We start from the raw sequence: 19,617 nt of genomic DNA on the forward strand, positions 1-19,617 counted from the left end.
TCGGCGAATAGATGACATGCTTCCTCATCATCGCAGCGCTGGAAAGCAGCGCCCACATTCCGATATCACAGTACAGAGTCACACCATGGAGCAAGCTACATCCATCAGCAAGGAACAGTTGGAACAGCGGATCGCGCGCTACCGCGAGCTGTCCGGCACCACGACCGCGTTCGTCGATTCGCGCCTGCCGGGCGGACAGAAGCAGAACTTCAAGCTGGTCGCGGCAGGCAAAGGCATCTTCGAGAACCCGGACATGCGACCGGCGATCGCCGCAGCGCACAACATCAACATGAGCTGGGTGCTGATCCCGCCCGGCGGGGGTTCGAATCTGCATGATCACCCGGGCTCCGGTGCCGAGCTGTTCATTCCGGTCGACGGGCCCTTGACCATCTACTGGGGCGAGACCGGCGAGCAGGAGACCGTTCTGCAGCAGTTCGACTGTGTCTCGATCCCCGAAGGGCTGATGCGCGGCTTTCGCAACGACTCGGACCGCGCCGTCCTGATGCTCGCCATCGTGGACGGGGGCGCTTCCGGCGGCGGCAGCGTGCGCTGGCATCCGTCCGTGCTGGAACGCGCGGCGAAGACGGGTGTGTACCTGGACGCCGACGGCAAGCTGGCCCAGGAAGCTTCGGCCCAATAGATGGCAGCGGCGGTGGCCGCGCGTTTTTCCGACAAGGAGCGAGACATGACGAAGGTTCAGGTTGCACGATTCGCAGAGCTCAAGGGCAACAAGGCCGGTTTTCTCGACACTCGGCTGCCGGGTGGCGCGAAGGAGAACCTGAAGCTGATCGGCCGCGGCTCGTCGGAGAACCCGCTTCCTCCGGCCATCGCCGGCGACCACCGGTACGTCATGAACTGGGTCAGGATCCCGCCCGGCGGCGGATCGCGCATGCATTCGCATCCCACACAGGAGGTGTTCATTCCCGTCGAAGGGGCCATGACCATCTACTGGATCGACGACGACGCGCAGGAGCATGCCATCTCCGCGCAGCCGAGGGATTGCGTGTCGGTCGAGGGCGGCGCGATGCGCGGCTTTCGCAACGACGCGGACACCGAGGCCCTCATGCTCACGATCGTCACGGGCCACGACGCCGGAGGTCCGCTGATCTGGCACGCCACGGTGGTGGCGGAAGAGAATGCGCTGGCCACCTGAGCGACCGATCTCAAACCGCACCGTACAAACCGCACCGTACGAACCGCACCATCGCGAAACAAGGAGCTCACATGGCCGATAGCACCGCCCTCTTCAACCTCGACGACCTCGACCTGCTCGCGTCCTGGGATACGCCGACCATCTGCAACGCCCTGGAACTGCTGATGCCGGAAGTGCCGCTCACCGCCTACACGACCCGGCCGGGCGTGCCCCTGGACGGTCCGTTCCAGCCAATGATCGGTGCGGCGCGCGTCGGCACGATTCGCGCACGCAGCAAGCCTGCCCAGCCGGCGGCAGACCGCTTCGACTGGTACGACTACGTGCACGCCAGGGAACTCCCGACCATCGTGGTCCTGCAGGACCTGGACGACCAGCCCGGCGCCGGTGCCTTCTGGGGCGAAGTGCACTCCAAGGTTCACCTCCGGCTGGGGGCTCGCGGCTGCGTCACCAATGGCTCCTTCCGCGATACGGATGCCTGGGCACCGGGCTTCAAGATGCTGGGCGGCTGCCTCGGCCCGAGCCATGCACACGTCCATCTGGTCAGCTTCGGCGAGCCCGTCTCGGTGCTCGGCATGGATGTGCGCCATGACGACATCGTTCACGCGGACCACCATGGCGCCGTCGTCGTTCCGCGCGACTGCGTCAAGCGCCTGCCGGAGGCGGTCGAACGCATTGCCGCCAAGGAGCGGCGCACGCTCGAGCTCTGCGACGCCTCCGACTTCTCGCCGGACCTGATGCGCCGCGTTCTCAAGCAGGGGCATATCCATTGAAGCCGATGCTGCTGGGCATTGCCGGCCTGGGCTGGTGGGGCCAGCGCCTGGTCCGGTCCGTGCAGGGGAAAAGCGACGCGGTGCGCTTTGTCGCCGCCGCCGTGTCCGATCCCGCCAAACGGGCCGATGTCGCCAAGGAGCTGGGCCTCGAACTCACCGACTCCTTCGAAACCCTCGTGCGGGACAGCCGCATCGACGGCGTCGTCATCGCCACGCCGCACTCGCTCCATCCCAAGCAGGTGGAGCTCGCGGCGGCCACTGGCAAGCACGTGTTCTGCGAGAAGCCCTTGGCGCTCACTGCCGCCGATGCGCAACGCGCGATCGCTGCCTGCTCGAAGCACGGCGTCACGCTGGCCGTCGGCCACAACAGGCGATTCGCGCCCAATGTGAGCAGCCTCATCGAGACCGTCAGGAGCGGCGAACTCGGCAAGCTTCTGCACATCGAAGGGCACTGGAGCAACGAGAACACGACCCGCCCCGACTTCGGCGCATGGAGGGCTTCCCCGCTGGAAAGCCCTGGCGCGGGAATGACCGGCACGGGCATCCACGCGCTGGACATCATGACGGCGCTGTTCGGAAAGGCGAACGTGGTTCGGGTTCAGTACCGCGCGCACTCGTCCGCAGGGCAGGCAGCACGCGATGCACTCAGCGTCCTGATGGAGTTCGGCGGGGGCGTCTCCGGGGTGCTGACCACGATCCGGCCGACCCCGCGCTTCTGGCGAGTTCACGTGTTCGGCCTGGAGGGATCGGTCGAAGCCCGCGGAGACACGGAGCTTCGCCTGTACCGCCGTGACCAGGCTCCCATCGTCACCCGGTTTCGCGAGATCGACACGCTGCGCAGCGAGCTGGAGGCGTTCGCGCACAGCTGCGGCGGTTCTGCGCACTATCCCGTGACGGCCGAACAGATGATCCACTGCGCCGGCGCGCTGGAAGGCATCGTGGAGCAGCTACGCACCCAGGAGATCCAACATGGTTGATGCCGCTATCCTGGGGCTCGGCTGGTGGGGCCAGGCACTGGTCTCGGCAGTCCAGGGCAAGAGCGAGCGCCTTCGCTTCGTGAAGGCAGTCGTTCCGGACCCCGCCAAGCGCGCCGCCGTCGCCGAGCCGCTCGGCGTGGCGCTCAGCTCGAGCTATTCGGAAGTCCTCTGCGATCCCTCGATCCAGGCGATCGTGGTGGCCACGCCTCACTCCCTGCATGTCGAGCAGGTCGTTGCCGCCGCACGCGCCGGCAAGGCCGTCTTCTGCGAGAAGCCGCTCTCCCTCACTCGCGACGGCGCCCAGCAATGCGTGGACGCGTGCGCCGCGGCAGGAGTGACGCTCGCGGTGGGGCACAACCGCCGGTTCATGCCTGCCATCGCTTACCTGCAGGACGCGCTCAGCCGAGGGCTGCTGGGTCAGGTGCTCCATCTCGAAGCCCACTCGAGCAATGAAAGTGCCCGCAAGAGCTTCGCCGCCTGGCGCTCCGAGGCCGCGGAATCCCCCGCGGCTGGAATGACCGGCACCGGTATTCACCTTCTCGATCTGGCGATCTCCCTGCTCGGAAGGCCGGACAGCGTCACCGCAAGGGTCTCCGGCATGGAAGCAAGAACACCGCCGGAAGACGCGTGCAACGTGTTCCTCGCCTTCGCCAATGGCGTAACCGCCACCCTTTCCATGGTGCAGACGACACCCCGCTTCTGGCGCATGCACCTCTTCGGCAGCGACGCTTCGCTGGAGATCCTCAACGACGAGGAGATGGTGCTGTACCGCGCCGGGCAGCCACCGCAGCGCCGGCAATTGGCAAAGGTCGATGCACTCCGCCTGGAGCTGGACGCGTTCGCGCAGGCAATCGAGCTCGAACGGCCCTACCCCATCTCGCCCGAGCAGATGGTGTGGACCGCGGCCGTGATGGAGGGCGTTTGCCGTTCGCTCGCAACAAGCCAAGAGGAGCAGCTGTGAACGGGTTCGAGGAACAACTGCGGCCGGCACTGCGTGAGAGCGGGTTGCCGGGCATCGTGTGCGCAGCTGCCGGGCCGAATGCGTTGCTCGACCTCGCATCTCCGGGGCATATCGCCTTCGGCTCGTCGGAAAGGATGTCGCTGGACACCACCTTCTGGATCGCCTCCATCACCAAGCTCGCGACTGCCGTGGCGGTGTTGCAGCTCGTCGAGCGCAAACGGCTGCGGTTCGAGGACGAGGCCGCCGACTACCTGCCCTTCTTCCGCGATCTCGAGGTCCTGACGGAGGTCGGGCTCGTGCCCGCCACGACACGCGTCTCGGTGCAGCACCTCATGACGCACACCGCGGGGTTCGGGTACGAGACATGGAGCCGGCCTCTCGCAGAACATGTGCTGCTGCACAACCTGCCCGCCGCGCGCAGCGGGCTGCGGCGCTCGCTCGAGCGGCCGCTGCTCTTCCAGCCCGGGGACATGTGGAACTACGGCATCGGGATGGACTGGGCAGGTCTGCTGGTGGAGCGCATCGCCGGCTGCAGCCTCGGCGAGTACCTGCGCGCCCATGTGTTCGAGCCCCTCCAGATGCATTCGACTGGATTCGCGCCCCGGGCCGATGCGATCCGGGCTGCCCTGTACGCCCGTCAAGCGGACGGCTCGCTCGCAAGCGCGCCGAACGCATCGAATCCGGATCGCGACTTCGATGCCGGGGGAGCGGGACTGTACGCCACGCCTCGGGACGTGCTGCGGCTTCTTCAGTCCATCCTGCGTGCGGCGCAGGGCAGCACGCAGGAGGTGCTGCAGCCGCAGACCGTCGCCGAGGCCCGCCGCAACCAGATCGGATTGCTCGAGGTACGCGACCTTCCCACCTGCGCGCCGGAGCGCAGCAGCGATCTTGTCATGTCGCCCGGCACAAAGAAGTGGAGCCATTTCGGCCTGCTCCATCTGGAGGCACAACCGGGCGGCCGGTCGGCGAACAGCATCTCGTGGGCCGGCATCGCCAACACCTTCTTCTGGATCGACTTTGAAGCAGGTCTCGCAGCCGTCGCGTTCGCGCAGAGCCTGCCCTTCCTCGATCCAAGCGTGCTTGCATTGGTCGGCCGGTATGAGCGTTGTCTGTATGCCGGTCTGCGCGCCGGATGACAGCGCTCCTGTCGCGTCACTCGCCATGAGACACGCCGGGCCCGGTTGGGAAAGGCCGAGCCAGCCCGGCGTCGCCACCGCTATGACCCTTGCTCGGCCTGCACGAGGTTCACCGGCGTGCCTTTGGCAAAAGCCTCGATGTTGTCGATGAGCTGATCGGCAAGGCCCTGCACCGCCTCGTCGCTCGCCCAGGCCACGTGCGGAGTCAGCAGGAAGTTCGGCCGGTCCAGCAACCCCGTGAACGGATGGTCGGGCGGAGGCGGCTCGACGCTGACGACGTCGAAGGCAGCGCCGGTGATCTGCCCGGCGTCCAGTGCGGAGCCGACGGCGCTTTCGTCGACGAGCCCGCCGCGCGCCGTGTTGATCAGCAAGGGCTGGCGAGTCATGCGCCGGAACTCGCCGGCACCGATCATGTTGCGCGTGCTCGGCATCAGTGGACAATGCAGCGTGAGGACGTCGGAGCGTTCGAGCACCTGCTCGAAGGGCGTGTACAGCGGGCCCATGTCCGCACGCCCCTTGTAGGCAGCGAACAGGACGTCCATGCCCAAGGCCCGCCCCACGGCCGCGACCGCCTGGCCCAGTGCACCATCGCCGATGATGCCCAGCGTCGAGCCGGCGAGATCCCGGATCGGATGATCGAAGAAGCAGAACTGCCCTGCCTCCTGCCAGCGGCCGGCGCGGACCGCATCCCGGTAGGCGCAGATGCTGCGACGCAGGGCGAAGATCAGTGCGAAGGTGTGCTCGGGGACGGTGTGAACCGCGTAGTTGCGGATGTTGCTGACGGCGATCCCGCGCCTGGCACAAGCGACCAGATCGATGTTGTCGGTGCCGGTCGCGGCCACTGCGATCAAACGCAGGCGCGGCGCGGCCGCGATCGATCGGGCGCCCAGTTTCACCTTGTTGACGATCACGATATCGGCCTCGGCCAGGCGCTCGGCGAGCTGGTCCTGCGAGGTCCGATCGTGGATCTGCAGGTGATGGGCAAAGTCGGGCTTTCTGAGCACGGTCTGGGGCGAAATCGTGGCGCGGTCGAGGAAAACGATGTTCATGGGAATGCTGGAGAAGATGAAGGATTGCGTGCTCGGCTGGGCAGCTCACTCGAAGCGGATGTCGTTCTCCTTGGCGATCTTTCCCCACTTGAGGTACTCGGATTGATGAAAGCGGCGGAAGTCCTGCATGGCACTGCCGATGCATTCCAGGCCGAGGTCAGAAAGCCGGGCCTTCATCTCGGTGCTGTGCATGATCCGCACGGCCTCCGCGTTCAGCCTCGCCACGATCTCGCCCGGCGTGCCGGCCGGCACGAAGAGCGCATGCCAGCCGTCCGCCTCATAGCCCGCGAGGGTCTCGCTCACCGTGGGTACCTCCGGCAGTACCGTGGAACGCTTGACGCTGGTGGTCGCCAGTGCCTTCATCTTCCTCGAGCGAACAAGCGGAATGGTCGTGGTTGCCGCCTCGAAGCCGATCTCGACGAGGCCGCCCATCATCTCCGGCAGCGGTGAGGTCCTGTAAGGGATGTGCCGCATGGTGGTGCCGGCCAGGTTGTTCAGGTACTCCATGCGAATGTGCGTGGCGGACCCGATGCCGTAGGACGCATAAGTGATGGAGCCCGGCTTGTCTTTGGCTGCAGCGATCAGCTGCTGCAGCGAGTCATAGGGCCGCGTGGGCGGTGTGATCAGGTAGAAGGGCACGCTCGTGAGCTGCGTGACGGGCAGGAAGTCCTTGAAGGGGTCGTAGGGCGTCTTGCTGTTGATGTGGGGCATGACTGCCATCAGTGCATCGACTCCGAGCAACAACGAGTAGCCGTCGGCCGGACTCTTTGCCACGTTGTCCGTGCCGATGATCCCTGCTGCCCCGACCCGGTTGTCGATCACCACCGGCTGCTTCAGCGCGACGGAGAGCTGGTCTCCAAGAAGCCGCGCGACCACGTCGACCGAATTGCCGGCGGCGAAGGGAACGACGATGCGAAGCGGTCGGCTCGGCCATGGACTCTGGGCCCGGATCGCCTTTGGAGCGCCGACCACGGCGGCGCCGATCGCGACCATGGCCGAGCGCCGGTTCATGCGGAAATGAGGTCTCATGGTTAGCGTCTCCTTCTTGCCCGCAGGCGGGCTTCAATGCGGCAGGACCTGTTCTTCCTGTAGCCGGCGCAGCCAGTAGGCGATGGCGTCCTCCGTATCGAGGAACTCGTTGAATCCATGGCTTCTGAGCTTCAGACCGTCCAGCACGGAATGGGGCGGGTACTCGAACCCGTAGCCGAAGGCCCGGTCCGCGAACTGCCAGGATCTGTCCAGCAGCTTGGCCAGCGAGGTCTGCTTCAGGGCGTGTCGCTTGGCGATCCGCCCCCAGACCTCCTCGTGCCGGGGCATCGCGTCCGCAAGGCAGAGCGGTTCGGGCTCGCCCGCCTCCATGCCGAAATGGCGCGCGATGCCCGGCCAGATGTCCTTCCAGGCGAACACGTCGCCGTTGACGATGTTGTAGGTTTCCCCGCCGCAGATCTCGTGCGTACCCACGAATTCGGCGGCCTTGGCAATGAGGCGCGAATCGCTCGCGCCGTACACACCGTACGCGCCGCCCGGGAAGCACAGAGGCCTGCCGAGCTCGCGCTGGATCGCGGCAAAGGCGCCGATGGCCAGCACGATGTTCATCGGCGTGCCGGCCACCGTCCCGAGCACGAGCTGAGGACGAAGAATGGAGAAAGTCCACCCCCGATGAGCCTTGCGCTCGCGCAGCAGGTCTTCCTGCAGCCAGTAGAAGTTCTTGTGCGGATGCCGCGGCACCCTCTCCTTGCATGGGACCGGCGTAGGCCCGAGGTGCAGCCCGTAGGCCTTGGCCCCTTGCAGCAGCGTGATGTGGCGCAGTTCGGGGGCCGCGCGATCGAGCACGTCGAGCACGTTCCTCAGCATCGAAAGATTGGTTGCCATCTGCTCCTCGTCCCTCCAGCTTGCGACGAGGTTCGGCTTTTCATAGAGCGCGGTGTAGAGGACGTGGGTGACCCCGCGCACGGCACTCAGGCCCTCCACGCAGGCGGACTTGTCGGTGAGGTCGATCTGCAGCTGTCGAACGGAGTCGGGAAACGGCAAGGTGCGGCGGGCGACCGCCGTCACCTGCCAGTCCTGGATCCTGCTGAAGTGCTCCACGGCCGCGGCCCCGACAAGCCCGGTGGATCCGATGATGAGGATGTGGTGTTTGATGATCTGCTCCTGGTTGGAAGGTGCTGGCGGTGCCCAGGCCCGCCTACGGGCCTGACAGCGAGGCCCCTCTGACCTTCAGCTGGATGCGCCACAAGTAGGAAGGCCCCGTCATGTACAGCGTGTCGCCCTCGGCACCGCCGAAGGCAAGATTGGTCAGTCGCTCGCGTGTCTGGATGACCCCCAGATGGGTTCCGTCAGGAGCGATCACCCAAAGGCCGCGTGGCCCGGTGCAATAGACATTGCCGTGCATGTCCACCTTCATTCCATCCGGCACGCCGGGGGAAGCGTCGGAATTCATGTCGGCGAACAGGTCGCGGCGCCCCAGCGGACCATCGCGCCCGGCGTCGAAGCGCCAGATCAGCTTCCGGCGGGTGTCGTTGACGTAGAGGTACCGCTCGTCTGGAGAGAACACCAGTCCGTTGGCCGCGTCGAAGTCCCCGTGCAGCATCTGCAAACCTCCCTGCGCGATGCGGTACACGGCGGAAGTGGCAACGCCACGGTAGCGACCGTCCTTGGGTTCCCGCATTTCCGCAGAAGAGTCGGTGAAGTACACCGTGCCGTCGCTCCTGACGACCAGATCATTGGGGGTATTAAGCCGGCGGCCCTCGAAGGACTCTGCCAACACGGTCCGCCGGCCGTCCGGCTCCAGTCGGCCCACGTGCCGCGGTCCGTAACCGCAATAGAGGATGCGCCCCTGCCGGTCCAGCGCCAGTCCGTTCGGCCCCTTGAGCTGCACGCGCCGGGAACCAAGGTCGATCTCGCGAACGCAGGATGCCGGCGAAGAATCGAAGAATGAGTCGGCAATGATGCGCAGGCCCGTGCGGCAGTCCAGTGCGAGGATGGCATCGCTGGCGATGTCCGTGAAGATCAGGTGTCCGCCGCTCGGCGTTTGCACCCAAACCGGTCCCTCGAAAAACGCGGCCTGATCCTTGAGGATCTTCTCGACCTGCGCATCGCTGTCCACCAGCGCGTCCAGGCGGGGATCCAGGCGCAGCACGTCACCTATCGGGCTCATGGCATTCTCAGTCCGCACGAATTTGGTATTGCCGGGCAATCTTGCCCCACTTGTCGAACTCCGACTTGATGAGCGCCGAGCACTGGCCGGCAGTGCTTCCGACGGCCTGCAGACCGAGGTCGGCAATGCGGGATCGCACCTCGGGGGCCTTCAGCGCCTTCACGGCTTCGGCATTCAGCCGGTCGATGACGGCGGGTGGCGTGCCTGCAGGCGCAACCAATGCCATCCAGCCATCGTTGTCGAAGTTGGGCACGATCTCGGCGACGGCGGGCACGTCCGGCAGCGCCGCCTGACGCGTAGCGCTCGTGACGGCGAGTGCGCGCAGCTTTCCGCTCCTGACCAGGGGAATGGCCGTCGTCGCCGGCTCGAAAGCCATGGCGATGTTCCTGCTCATCACATCCGGAAGCGGGCTGCTCTTGTACGGCACGTGCAACAGGCTCACACCCGTCATGCTGCTGAGCATCACCATGCGCATGTGCGCGCCCGAACCCACACCGAGGGAGCCGTAGGTCAGGAAGTCGGGCTGCGCTTTCGCCGCCTCCAGCATCGCGGCCAAGGTCTTGAACGGCTGGTCAGGCGCGGTCACCAGGTAGAAAGGCCCGTACGCAACCTGGGTGACGGGCACGAAATCCCTCAATGGGTCGTATCTCAGCTTGGCGTAGATGTGGGGCAGCACGCCCAGGATGGACTCGACCGGAAGAAACAGCGTGTATCCGTCCGCGGGCGCCTTTGCTGCGACTTCCGCGCCGATGATCCCGGACGCACCGGCGCGGTTGTCGACGATGATCGGCTGCCCCAGCGCCTGTCCCATCTTGTCCGCGAGCAGCCGCGCGACCACGTCCGGCGAAACCCCGGCGGCGAAAGGAACGATGAGCGTGATGGGCTTGCTCGGCCATGCCGTCTGTGCAGCCGGCCGGGGCGTGACTGCGAGCAGGCCGCAAGAGCCCAAGGCGGCCAGTACGGTGCGACGGTTGTACGCTTGCATGCATGTCTCCTGGCCGCCTAGCTGCACGACGTGCTTGATCGACAACGGCTGAGATCAGTGTGATCGAACTCGAGACCGCGCGATCGATGTACCGCGCATATGTGTTATTCGGCTGAGTCCAGCCGCTGCACCCTCAGCTCAAAAAAGACTTAGTCTCGTGAAGACTTCGGTTGACGCAGATGTTGGCCACTGGCTCCAACCTGCTCGCGCATCTCTGGAGTGACTTCGAACAATCGGGCCAGGAATTCGCACAGGCTTGCGCTGGCCTCGCTCGCGCCGACCGACGGCTTCAACAAGCCGAGGGGTTCCATCGGGATGTCGCTGCTGACCCAGATCTCGGCGAGTTCGCGTGCAAGCAGATGAGGCCGCACAAAACTCAGCGGCAGCAACGCGAGCAGATCGCCTTGCCGCAAGAGCCACGCCATCATGCTGTCCGAACGCGTGACCAGCGGATGGGTCTTCGGCGTACCGGGGAAACGCTCCGCGAGTGCGTCGAATTGCTCCCTTGCCACGGATCCTGCCGGCGCCAGCAACCAAGTCTCGCCACCGAGGCTCTTCCAGCTCACGCGCTTGGCATGGGCCAGGCGATGATTCACCGAGCACACCACGGCGAAGCGATCCTGCACCAGAGGATGGAAGTGCCACCCTTCGGGATTGACCATGCGCTGGCGGCAGGCGACAAGGTCGACCTCACCTCTGGTGATCGCCAGGAGCTGGTCATCGTTCTCGGCCTCGCGCAGATGCACCCGGATGTCCGGCCAGCGCGCGTTGAACTGCGGGATCGCTTCCACCAGCAGCCCGTTGACGGCTGCCGCGGAGGCAATGAGCCGGACGCTGCCGCGGCCGGCGCTGCGCCGGGCGGTGACGATCTCGGCGCTTTCCGTCACCCCCAGCAACACCTGCCGCGCCACCGGCAGCAGATCGGCGCAGGCCGGCGTGGGCCGGACCCCGCGGGCATGCCGGTCGAAGAGCCGGATGTCCAGCAGCTGCTCGAGGTAGCCCAGCATCTGCGTCACCGAGGACTGCGTGGTGCCGATCGCATCGGCCGCGCGCTGCACGCTGCCCAGCTCCGCGAGCTTCAGCAGCACCTGCACATGGCGGAACTTTCCGCGTGCGAGCAGCCGGTTGACGAGGACGGAGGCGGACTGTTCCAAGGTATCGCCCAGTCTAATACCTCCCACCCACTATTAATTGGGCGCCGCCGCCCGGACTCTGCAAGATGCGCCTGCAGAACAAAGGAGACAGAGTGAGCTGCACGACCTCTTGCGGCATCCGGCGCCGCGGAATCCTCGTCGCCGGCGCGGTCCTGATGGCCGGCGCCAGCCCGTCGATGCACGCGCAGGCCGCCGATTTCCCCACGCGTCCCATCCAGCTCGTGGTTGCTGCCCCGGCGGGCGGTCCCTCGGACGCGGTCGCGCGGATGCTGGCGGAGGACATGGCGAAGGTGCTCGGCCAGTCCGTCATCGTCGACAACAAGCCGGGCGCGGGCGGCGCCATCGCCGCCGATGCCGTGGCGCGCGCGGCGCCGGACGGCCACACCCTCATGCTGTCCTGGATCGGCAACGCGACGAACCAGACCTTGTTGCCCCGGCAGGCCCTCGACATCAATCGCGACTTCGTGCACATCACCCAGGTGGTCTCCGGCGCCAATGTGCTGGTGGCGCGGCCCGGTGTTGCCGGGTCCCTGAAGGAGCTGCTGTCGCTCGCCAAGGCGCAGCCCGGCAAGCTGAGCTACGCGAGCGCGGGCAACGGCTCGTCCGGCCACCTCGCGATGGAGATGCTGAAACAGCGCGCGGGCGTTTCCCTGGTCCACATTCCCTACCGCGGCGGCGCGCCGGCGCTCAATGACCTGCTGGGCGGCCAGGTCGACCTGATGTTCCTCAACCAGGACGCCGTGATGCCCTATGTGCGCAGCGGCCGGCTGGTCGCGCTGGCGATCAGCGGCAGCGCGCGCAACGCGCAGCTGGCCGAAGTGCCGACGGTGGCCGAGTCCGGCTTCCCCGGCTTCGAGGCGACCGCATGGGCCGGCCTCTCCGCGCCGCGCGGCACGCCCGAGGCGGTGGTGCAGCGCCTGCACGCCGCGGCGCTGAAGGTCTTGCAAGGTCCCTTCCGAGCGAAGCAGGAGGCGATCGGCGCACAGGTGGTCGGCTCCGGGCCGTCCCAGTACGCCGCCTTCGTGCGCAGCGAGACCGACAAGTGGGCCGCCGTCATCAAGACCGCAGGCATCCGACCCGACTGACATGAACCACACGCTTTCGATCGGCTCCTTCGAACTGGAGTCAGGCCCGGTGCTGCCCGCCGTGCACGTCGGCTACGTCACGCACGGCACGCTGGCGCCCGACGGCCGCAACGCCGTGCTGGTGACGCATGGCTACACCAGCGGTCCCTCCATGCTGTCGCCGGGCCACCTGACCGCGGAAGGGTCCTGGGCGCCGCTGCTCGGTCCGGGGCGCCCGCTGGACACCGAGCGCTTCTTCATCGTCTGCTCGAACATGCTGGGCTCCGCCTTCGGCACCACCGGACCGGCCAGCGTCGACCCGGCGACGGGCCGATCATGGGGCGGCGATTTCCCCGCGATCACGCTGGGCGACATCGTCGGCGTGCAGCATCGCCTGCTCGCGCAACTCGGTGTCAGGCACCTGAAGGCGGTGGTCGGGCCCTCCTATGGCGGCTGGCAGGCGCTGCAGTGGGCGCTCGACCACCCCGACATGGTCGACGCCATCGGCGTGCTGATGTCGGGCCTGACGCATCCGCCGGGCCTGAGCGCCGCTTCCGTGCGCGCCCGGTTCACCGAAAGCCCGCAGTGGCATGGCGGCCGCTACTACGAGCACGGCGGCATGTACCAGGACCTGCTGCAGATGCGCCTGCAGACGCTGCGCTCCTATGGCCTGGAGCGGCTCTACGAGGACCGCATGCCCGATCCGCAGGAGCGCCAGGCCGCGCTCGAGCGGCCGGCCCGTGAATGGGCTGCGCGTTTCGATCCGCACAGCATGGTGGTGCTGGCCGGCGCGGCCGAGCGCTTCGACGTACGCGCGCGCATGGCGCAGATCCGCGCCCGGCTGCTGTTCGTCGTCTGCACCACCGACGCGATCTTCCCGCCCGATCCACAGGTGCGCTTGCTCTTGCAGCGCACGCGCAGCGTGCACCGCTATCTCGAACTGGACAGCCCCTACGGCCACATGGCGTCCGGCATCGAATGGCGCCGGCTCGAGCCCGAGCTGCGATGGCTGCTCGCCAACCCCGCCAAGCCAGTGAATCGATAGACCAATACACAACACAGGAGACAAGACGATGAAGAACGACTCGCGCACGAAGAAGCGCCCCGCGCCGTGGGCCGCACTCGGCCTGCTCGCCGCACTCGCCGGCTGCGGCGGCGGTGGCGGTGGCATACGTTTCACGCCCCCTGCTCCGCCACAGCAAGCCACGACGCTGAGCTGCGACGACAACATGAAGACCGCCTTCAAGCCGGACGCGCACACCACCGTCACGCTGGTCCAGGCCTTCAAGGCCGGCGACGCCCTGAAGCTCGCCAACACGCCCGCCACGCCCGCACCGCCCGTGGCCGGCATCGACACCTGCCTGGTCAAGCTGCTGGTGGGCCCCGGCAACCCCGGCCCCGCCGGCGCGCCCTCGACCTCCGCCGGCATCGGCATCGAGGTCTGGCTGCCCAAGCCGAGCGCCTGGAACAAGATCGTCCGCGCCTTCGGCAGCGGCGGCTGGGCCGGCGGCGTCCATGCCGACACCACGCAGATCGGCTCGCGCGCCCAGTTCATCCCGGCGCTCAACGCCGGCTACGCGATCGGCGCCTCCGACCACGGCCATGCACTGTTGAACAACGGCTCCTTCGCCATGAACCCCGACGGCACCATCAACACCGTGCTGTGGCAGGACTTCGCCGAGCGCAGCATGCACGAGATGGCGCTCAAGACCAAGGCCCTGGTGAAGGCCTACTACGGCGAGGCGCAGGCCTATGCCTACTGGGACGGATTCTCCACCGGCGGACGCCAGGGCTACAAGATCGCGCAGAAGTATCCGGCGGACTTCAACGGCATCCTGGCCGGCGCGCCGGCTTTCAACTGGAGCAAGTTCATCACTGCAGAGCTGTACCCGCAGGTGGCGATGCAGCGCGAGCTCGGCGCGCCGATGGCCGCGGCGAAGCTGAACTTCGCGAGCGGCGCGGCCGTCAAGGCCTGCGACACCCTGGGCCTGGGCTTCCTGCTCGACCCGCTGCAGTGCCGCTACGACCCGACCAAGGATGCCGATGTGCTGTGCGCGGGCGTCGCCGGCAACGGCGTGACCGGCGCGAGCACCAGCGCGTCCTGCGTGAGTCTGGCGGAAGCCCGCGTGATCAACCAGATCTGGTACGGCCAGACGGCGAGCGGCAGCACACCGGACCCGGCCGGCGACAACGGCAGCGGCACGGCCCTCGGCAGCGCGGATCACCTGTGGTGGGGCCTGACGCGCGGCACCAACCTGGCCGTGTCGCTCGCCGGCAGCAACCCGTTCCCGATCGCGACCGACCAGGTGGCGCTGGAGTTCCAGGATCCGAGCTATGCCGGACCCAGCTTCACCAACGCGAGTGGCAACGGCACGAGCAAGTGGAAGGCGCTGGACTATGCAGGCCTCGCGAATGCTTATGCGCAGGGCATCGTCTTGCAGCCGCAGTTCAGCTCCATCAACACCGACGATCCGAACCTGGCCGGGGCGCGCGACGCCGGCACCAAGATCCTGTCCTACCACGGCCTGGCCGACGACAAGATCATGCCGCAGGGTTCGATCAACTACTTCACCCGCGTCTCCGCCGCGATGGGCGGCAACGCCGAGGTGCAGACGTTCAATCGTCTCTTCCTCATCCCCGGCCTGGCGCACGACAGCACTTTCGCGAGCAGCGCGTCCATCGATTCCGCGACCGGCGCCAACCTAGCGGCCCGGCGGGTGCCGCTGCCGCAGCCCGCGGGAGGACGCGACGAGTTGTTCGCCGCGCTTCGAAACTGGGTCGAGAACGGTGTTGCGCCAACGCGGATCAACTTGGCCTCCTCCGATGGCAGCGTGGGCATGCCCTTGTGTTTGTATCCGCAGAAGGCGAGCTATTCGGGCAGCGGCTCGCTCGCGGTGGCCAACAACTATGAATGCAAATGAACGTGGCGCCGCTCCTTGAGGGGCGACATGGGACCAGCACTACGGCCAGCTTGTCCTGCGTCGATACGCTGCTGCGCCGCGCTGGCGCATGGGTCGGTGCCGAGCACCGAGCAAGGCCTCATTCAGCCGATGCTGGTGTGAGAAAGCCGGCTAATCGCTCCCACATCTCGACAGGGTTCGAGTACATCGGGAAATGTCCGCTGCGGGAGATCTCTGCCAGCTTGACGCCATTGGCGCGCAGATGCGGCAGGTACGACAGGGACGCGTTCTGCTCACCATACATGAACATCCGCGGGAACGGCATGGACAAGAATTTCGTCATCAGGTCACCATGGTCCGACAACTCGACCATGGACGTGAAGATGCCGCGCACCGCCTCCACCCGCACCTTGTGACGCAGACTCGACGCATAGAGCGCACTCGAATAGAACGGCGAGCGCCAAGTCCGCTCGATGAAGTCTTCGAAGAAGGCATCCGCAGTGTCCGCAGGATAGTCGACCACCTGCCGGCTCAGAAAGCAGTCCTCGGGGGCCACATTGCCCTCGATGTCCACAAAGCTCAACAGACGATGCGACTGTTCATGAGCCAGCATGAGCGCTGTCAGACCTCCCATCGAATGCCCAACGAGGTGGAAATTACCGATCCCGAAGCGCTCGAGCACCGCCTTCGCGGTTGCCACGAGGAAAGGGATCGAAACCTTCGATGGATCGCCGCAGCGTGTGGCTCCACAGCCTGGAGCGTCGTACGCGATGAACGGACGTCCCGCGAACGCCGGGTGACGGACGATGTCGACGTAGTCCTCTTTGGTCGAGCCGAATCCATGCAGGAACACGATCGGTGCCAGTTCGCCTGCTCGGTGCACCGTGGCTACTTCGAGCTCGACGCCCTGCACGTGCAATGTCACGGTCTCTTTTGCGATCTGATCGTGTGTCGGCATGTCTTTCCTTGGTGTTGCGATGGGCTGAAGCGCTTGATCGCGCCACCACGGGTGGCAACACTGTCGTGCCCTACTTCTCTTCTGTAAATTCCGTTCGCTGGAACCTTTCCATATGTCAAACCTATCGTTAGAGGGATGCTCTCGCACTCTGACGGATCACATCGATCACGCTGCCGTCGCGGTATTCGACGACGCCAACGATGCGCGTGTCCTTTTGATCAGGAGCGCGTAGCTGCGCGCCATTGGAAATCGAGAGTGCGCGTGCCCGCAGCTGTTCGATGCCGAGCACCTCGAGTCCGGCGGCGCGAAAGCGGCCACGAAGGTCCTCGCGAGACGGATGCACTGCGACGCCGGCTTCGGTCACCACGGCGTCGATGGTCGCGCCGGGCGTCGTGATGCAGCCCACCCGTTCCACGATCTTCGGCCCCGCGGTCGCGGCGAGTCGGGTTGCCACCAGAGCCAGCTTGGCGCCGGCCGCCGTGTCGGCGTGCCCCCCAGAACCGCCGAGGATGATGCCGTCCGTCCCGGTCGTCACGTTGACGTTGAAGTCGAGATCGATTTCGGCGGCGCCAAGCAGCATCGCATCGAGCTGATCGACCACAGGACCGCGGTTGTGCGGATTGGCGTACAGCGACGCAGACATCGCCTGATGCCTGCGGTCCGTCCTGTAGGACTCGACGGCCTTCAGATCGAAGCACTGCACGTCGAAAACGGTCCGGAAGAGCCCTGCCTCCAGCATGTCGACGAGGTAGCCGGTGACTCCCCCCGCCCCGAAGCTACCCTGTACCTTGCCTTCGATCATCAGCGACTTCACGTAGATCGAGGTGGCGAGCGACACGCCACCGGCGCCGGTCTGGAAGGAGAAGCCTTCGCGCAGCAGCCCGGAAGCCCTGATCACCTGGGCGGCGGTGGAGGCAATCTGCAAACCCACCGCCTCGGTGGTCGGCCGCGTGCTGCCCGAGAGAATGCCCGCCGGGTCCCCGATCGAATCGACCCGGACGACGAAGTCGACTTGTTCTTGAGAGATATCGATCGGGCACACCGGGTGCGGAAGCACGTGGTCCGTGACGGCGACGACACGATCGGCGTACTGGACGTCGACCATCGCATAGCCGAGCGGCCCACATGCCGCCGGCCCCTGGGCGCCACTCAGATTACCCTGCCGGTCCGCCGCCGGCGCGGCGATGAAAGCGACATCGATATGCAGTTCGCCGGACTCGATCGCACGCGCCCGGCCGCCGTGCGTCTGCATGACGACGGGCGTCGTCAACGCCCCTTGCGACAAGGCGACGGCCACCGGCCCGGCAACGTAGGCGGTTGCGAGCCGCGAGACAACGCCGCTGCGCATGTGCTCGACAAGCGGCGCATGCACCGGGAACAGCGAGCTTGCGGCGATCCTGAGATCCTTCAACCCGCGCCGCGCTGCGACGGCAAGCACCTGGTTCAACACCTGGTCGCCGTTGCGCAGGTGGTGGTGGAACGACAGTGTCGCGCCATGGCCGATGTTGCAGGCATCGAAGGCTGCCTCGATGTCGCGCAGCATCTTGTCCCGGCCGGCGACGGCGGGACAGACCCGTGCCGCTGCCCGCGTGACCTGGGCTGGAGGCTGCACCAGCCCTTGGAACGGCCGTACCGGACCGAATCCCTCGATGAAAGCAGGAAGTTCGCGGGAGCTCATGGCAACTCACCCTCCCGGCCGGCCGCCGGCTCGCGCGAGCGTGCGGCGGGCCTGGAGCACGACGGGGAGATCCACCATGCGCCCGTCGAGCTGCACGGCCGCGCCACCCGAGGCCGCATCTGCGGCAAGCACGCGTTCGGCCCATGCCACCTCCGCTGCACTGGGCGACATTGCCTCGTGAACCATTGCAATCTGGTTCGGGTGGATGCAAAGCTTGCCGCCGAAGCCCAGCCGAAGCGCGCGCCGCGTATCGCTGCGCAGCAGTTCCTCGTTCACGATGTCGACGGTGACGCCATCCACGGCAGGTGCCAGCTTGTGGACACGCGTTGCCATGGCGATGGCGAAGCGCAGGGGCATCAGCTCGGGCTCCCCCTCGGAGCACTGCAAGCCGGTGTCGGCCATGAAATCGATATGCCCCACCACCAGGCGAAGCACATTCGCCGCGCCGGCAAGCGAATCAAGTGCAGCGTATCCCGCCGCGCTTTCAATGAGCGGAAGGATTGCCGCCGCAGGCGCGCTCCCAGCCACGAGAGACAGGGTTCCCACGGACTCCGCCTTCGGCACCATGACCGCATCGGGCGCCTCCAGTTGAGCCAGCCATCCGAGGTCTTCGCGTCCCCCCAGCTGGTCGGCCGAATTGATGCGCAGCACGAGCGGAGTTGGATACTTCCTGAGGCCCTGCCAGGCTCGGGCAATGGCCTCGCGTGCGCTGGCCTTGGCCGCCGGCGGCACACTGTCCTCGAGGTCGATCACAACGGCATCCGCGCCGCTTTGGAATGCCTTCTCGAAGCGCTCGGGGCGGTTGCCTGGAACGAACAGGAAGGTTCTTGCCGTGGCAAGGGAGTTGTTCGGTGTCATGGATCTAGTCAGGCCGCTCAGCCTGCGAAATGGGACAGCACCAGGGCGCGCAGGATATGCAGGCGTCCGGTGAAGAAATGGTCGGCGCCCGGCACCACGACGACGGGCTGCGCCCGCGGCCGCGCCCATTCGAAGACGGAGGCCAGCGGCACGCGCTCGTCGCTCTCGCCGTGGACGACGAGCGCATCGGGAACATTCGCGGGCGTGTCGTAGTGGCGCTGCCCTGCGACCTCGCCCGCCGGCATGCCCGCCAGGCAGACCCGCCACGCAGGGGTTCCGCCCTCGGCAAGTGCGCGCGCGACGCGCGCCTGGACGAAGGCGCCAAAAGAAAAGCCCAGCAGTCCGAGGCGCAACGACGGGTAACCATCGACCAGGTGCTCGCGCAACGCGAGCACGTCTTCCGTCTCGCCGATGCCTGCGGCATGGGCGCCTGCACTGCGCCCTACGCCCCGGAAGTTCGGCCGCGCGACGATCCATCCGGCCTCACAGAGCGCCCGGGCGAGCAAATGAGGCACCTTGTGCATGGCATGGCCACCCAGCAGTGGCTGCGGATGGGCCACGATCGCCATGCCCACTGGCGAACGGACGGGGACATCGAAGATGACCTCCATGTCGCCCGCAGCGCCCTGCAGCAGCCGGGGGCCGCTCTGGCGAAGCTCAAGGCTGTGCGCCGCCGTGTCCATCGTCCTAACCCAGCGATGCAACCAGTTCCGGCACGGCCTTGAACAGGTCGGCTTCCAGCCCATAGTCGGCCACCGAGAAGATCGGCGCTTCCGGGTCCTTGTTGATCGCCACGATCACCTTCGAGTCCTTCATG

General features: G+C 66.6%; 19 protein-coding genes and 1 pseudogene. 9 read left to right on the top strand and 11 right to left on the bottom strand.

Going from position 1 to position 19,617, the window contains the following annotated elements; genetic code table 11:
- Positions 1–85 precede the first annotated feature (85 nt).
- From BLS74_RS31950 to BLS74_RS31975, 6 genes are all read left to right on the top strand, one after another.
- A complete protein-coding gene (locus BLS74_RS31950; RefSeq protein WP_170855791.1) occupies positions 86–640 on the top strand; it encodes a cupin domain-containing protein in 555 nt (184 codons plus the stop codon).
- 45 nt (positions 641–685) lie between these two features.
- Positions 686–1,153: a cupin domain-containing protein gene (locus tag BLS74_RS31955; RefSeq protein WP_170855792.1), complete on the top strand. Its 468-nt coding sequence runs from the start codon at positions 686–688 to the stop codon at positions 1,151–1,153.
- A 71-nt stretch (positions 1,154–1,224) separates the two neighbouring features.
- A complete protein-coding gene (locus tag BLS74_RS31960) occupies positions 1,225–1,923 on the top strand; it encodes an RraA family protein (RefSeq protein WP_093111782.1) in 699 nt (232 codons plus the stop codon).
- 5 nt (positions 1,924–1,928) lie between these two features.
- Positions 1,929–2,900, top strand: coding sequence for a Gfo/Idh/MocA family protein (locus tag BLS74_RS31965; RefSeq protein WP_093111784.1), 972 nt, complete (start codon positions 1,929–1,931; stop codon positions 2,898–2,900).
- A complete protein-coding gene (locus tag BLS74_RS31970) occupies positions 2,893–3,861 on the top strand; it encodes a Gfo/Idh/MocA family protein (protein ID WP_093111786.1) in 969 nt (322 codons plus the stop codon). The genes BLS74_RS31965 and BLS74_RS31970 overlap by 8 nt, the downstream gene beginning before the upstream one ends.
- Positions 3,858–4,997, top strand: a complete 1,140-nt coding sequence (locus BLS74_RS31975; protein ID WP_170855793.1) for a serine hydrolase domain-containing protein — start codon at positions 3,858–3,860, stop codon at positions 4,995–4,997. Before BLS74_RS31970 ends, BLS74_RS31975 begins: the two co-directional genes overlap by 4 nt.
- Positions 4,998–5,077: 80 nt before the next feature.
- On the opposite strand, the gene BLS74_RS31980 is transcribed toward BLS74_RS31975, so the two are convergent.
- The 6 genes from BLS74_RS31980 to BLS74_RS32005 all read right to left on the bottom strand — a co-directional run bounded on the left by BLS74_RS31980 (position 5,078) and on the right by BLS74_RS32005 (position 11,342).
- Positions 5,078–6,046 (bottom strand): D-2-hydroxyacid dehydrogenase, encoded by a 969-nt coding sequence (locus tag BLS74_RS31980; RefSeq protein ID WP_093111790.1) that lies wholly within the window; start codon positions 6,044–6,046, stop codon positions 5,078–5,080.
- Between the two features lie 45 nt (positions 6,047–6,091).
- Positions 6,092–7,075, bottom strand: a complete 984-nt coding sequence (locus BLS74_RS31985; RefSeq protein WP_093111792.1) for a Bug family tripartite tricarboxylate transporter substrate binding protein — start codon at positions 7,073–7,075, stop codon at positions 6,092–6,094.
- A 33-nt stretch (positions 7,076–7,108) separates the two neighbouring features.
- The gene (locus BLS74_RS31990; protein WP_093111794.1) at positions 7,109–8,191 is read right to left on the bottom strand and encodes an NAD-dependent epimerase/dehydratase family protein; all 1,083 of its coding nucleotides are present in this window, start codon (positions 8,189–8,191) and stop codon (positions 7,109–7,111) included.
- A gap of 40 nt (positions 8,192–8,231) precedes the next feature.
- Positions 8,232–9,242, bottom strand: a complete 1,011-nt coding sequence (locus BLS74_RS31995; protein ID WP_139191801.1) for an SMP-30/gluconolactonase/LRE family protein — start codon at positions 9,240–9,242, stop codon at positions 8,232–8,234.
- Complete coding sequence (locus tag BLS74_RS32000) at positions 9,211–10,188, bottom strand: Bug family tripartite tricarboxylate transporter substrate binding protein (RefSeq protein ID WP_093111798.1); 978 nt, start codon at positions 10,186–10,188, stop codon at positions 9,211–9,213. Before BLS74_RS32000 ends, BLS74_RS31995 begins: the two co-directional genes overlap by 32 nt.
- A gap of 149 nt (positions 10,189–10,337) precedes the next feature.
- Complete coding sequence (locus BLS74_RS32005) at positions 10,338–11,342, bottom strand: LysR family transcriptional regulator (RefSeq protein WP_170855794.1); 1,005 nt, start codon at positions 11,340–11,342, stop codon at positions 10,338–10,340.
- A gap of 92 nt (positions 11,343–11,434) precedes the next feature.
- Between BLS74_RS32005 and BLS74_RS32010 the strand changes: the two genes are divergently transcribed.
- Genes BLS74_RS32010 through BLS74_RS32020 form a run of 3 tightly spaced genes read left to right on the top strand, consistent with a single transcriptional unit; the run spans position 11,435 to position 15,327 of the window.
- A complete protein-coding gene (locus BLS74_RS32010) occupies positions 11,435–12,427 on the top strand; it encodes a Bug family tripartite tricarboxylate transporter substrate binding protein (RefSeq protein ID WP_244504120.1) in 993 nt (330 codons plus the stop codon).
- Position 12,428: 1 nt separating this feature from the next.
- Positions 12,429–13,451: an alpha/beta fold hydrolase gene (locus tag BLS74_RS32015; protein WP_093111804.1), complete on the top strand. Its 1,023-nt coding sequence runs from the start codon at positions 12,429–12,431 to the stop codon at positions 13,449–13,451.
- 28 nt (positions 13,452–13,479) lie between these two features.
- Positions 13,480–15,327, top strand: coding sequence for a tannase/feruloyl esterase family alpha/beta hydrolase (locus BLS74_RS32020; protein ID WP_093111806.1), 1,848 nt, complete (start codon positions 13,480–13,482; stop codon positions 15,325–15,327).
- 118 nt (positions 15,328–15,445) lie between these two features.
- On the opposite strand, the gene BLS74_RS32025 is transcribed toward BLS74_RS32020, so the two are convergent.
- From BLS74_RS32025 to BLS74_RS34175, 5 genes and pseudogenes are all read right to left on the bottom strand, one after another.
- Positions 15,446–16,264 carry an alpha/beta fold hydrolase gene (locus BLS74_RS32025; RefSeq protein ID WP_093111808.1) on the bottom strand — a complete coding sequence of 273 codons (819 nt, stop codon included), beginning with the start codon at positions 16,262–16,264 and terminating at the stop codon, positions 15,446–15,448.
- A 127-nt stretch (positions 16,265–16,391) separates the two neighbouring features.
- Positions 16,392–17,942 (bottom strand): citrate lyase subunit alpha, encoded by a 1,551-nt coding sequence (gene citF / locus BLS74_RS32030; RefSeq protein WP_093111810.1) that lies wholly within the window; start codon positions 17,940–17,942, stop codon positions 16,392–16,394.
- A gap of 6 nt (positions 17,943–17,948) precedes the next feature.
- Positions 17,949–18,800 carry an HpcH/HpaI aldolase/citrate lyase family protein gene (locus tag BLS74_RS32035; RefSeq protein WP_093111812.1) on the bottom strand — a complete coding sequence of 284 codons (852 nt, stop codon included), beginning with the start codon at positions 18,798–18,800 and terminating at the stop codon, positions 17,949–17,951.
- 17 nt (positions 18,801–18,817) lie between these two features.
- On the bottom strand, positions 18,818–19,483 hold the full coding sequence (locus BLS74_RS32040; protein WP_093111814.1) for an alpha/beta hydrolase: 666 nt from the start codon (positions 19,481–19,483) through the stop codon (positions 18,818–18,820).
- Positions 19,484–19,487: 4 nt separating this feature from the next.
- Positions 19,488–19,617, bottom strand: a pseudogene (locus BLS74_RS34175) (electron transfer flavoprotein subunit alpha/FixB family protein); the annotation flags it as partial.

It is taken from the genome of Variovorax sp. CF079 (assembly GCF_900101545.1).
In the GTDB taxonomy this organism is placed as follows: domain Bacteria; phylum Pseudomonadota; class Gammaproteobacteria; order Burkholderiales; family Burkholderiaceae_C; genus Variovorax.

Bases quoted from the DNA above. Each gene is read 5' to 3' on its own strand.
- BLS74_RS31950 (WP_170855791.1), top strand. From the start codon at position 86: ATGGAGCAAGCTACATCCATCAGCAAGGAACAGTTGGAACAGCGGATC.
- BLS74_RS31955 (WP_170855792.1), top strand. From the start codon at position 686: ATGACGAAGGTTCAGGTTGCACGATTCGCAGAGCTCAAGGGCAACAAG.
- BLS74_RS31960 (WP_093111782.1), top strand. From the start codon at position 1,225: ATGGCCGATAGCACCGCCCTCTTCAACCTCGACGACCTCGACCTGCTC.
- BLS74_RS31965 (WP_093111784.1), top strand. From the start codon at position 1,929: ATGCTGCTGGGCATTGCCGGCCTGGGCTGGTGGGGCCAGCGCCTGGTC.
- BLS74_RS31970 (WP_093111786.1), top strand. From the start codon at position 2,893: ATGGTTGATGCCGCTATCCTGGGGCTCGGCTGGTGGGGCCAGGCACTG.
- BLS74_RS31980 (WP_093111790.1), bottom strand. From the start codon at position 6,046: ATGAACATCGTTTTCCTCGACCGCGCCACGATTTCGCCCCAGACCGTG.
- BLS74_RS31985 (WP_093111792.1), bottom strand. From the start codon at position 7,075: ATGAGACCTCATTTCCGCATGAACCGGCGCTCGGCCATGGTCGCGATC.
- BLS74_RS32000 (WP_093111798.1), bottom strand. From the start codon at position 10,188: ATGCAAGCGTACAACCGTCGCACCGTACTGGCCGCCTTGGGCTCTTGC.
- BLS74_RS32015 (WP_093111804.1), top strand. From the start codon at position 12,429: ATGAACCACACGCTTTCGATCGGCTCCTTCGAACTGGAGTCAGGCCCG.
- BLS74_RS32020 (WP_093111806.1), top strand. From the start codon at position 13,480: ATGAAGAACGACTCGCGCACGAAGAAGCGCCCCGCGCCGTGGGCCGCA.
- BLS74_RS32025 (WP_093111808.1), bottom strand. From the start codon at position 16,264: ATGCCGACACACGATCAGATCGCAAAAGAGACCGTGACATTGCACGTG.
- citF (WP_093111810.1), bottom strand. From the start codon at position 17,942: ATGAGCTCCCGCGAACTTCCTGCTTTCATCGAGGGATTCGGTCCGGTA.
- BLS74_RS32035 (WP_093111812.1), bottom strand. From the start codon at position 18,800: ATGACACCGAACAACTCCCTTGCCACGGCAAGAACCTTCCTGTTCGTT.
- BLS74_RS32040 (WP_093111814.1), bottom strand. From the start codon at position 19,483: ATGGACACGGCGGCGCACAGCCTTGAGCTTCGCCAGAGCGGCCCCCGG.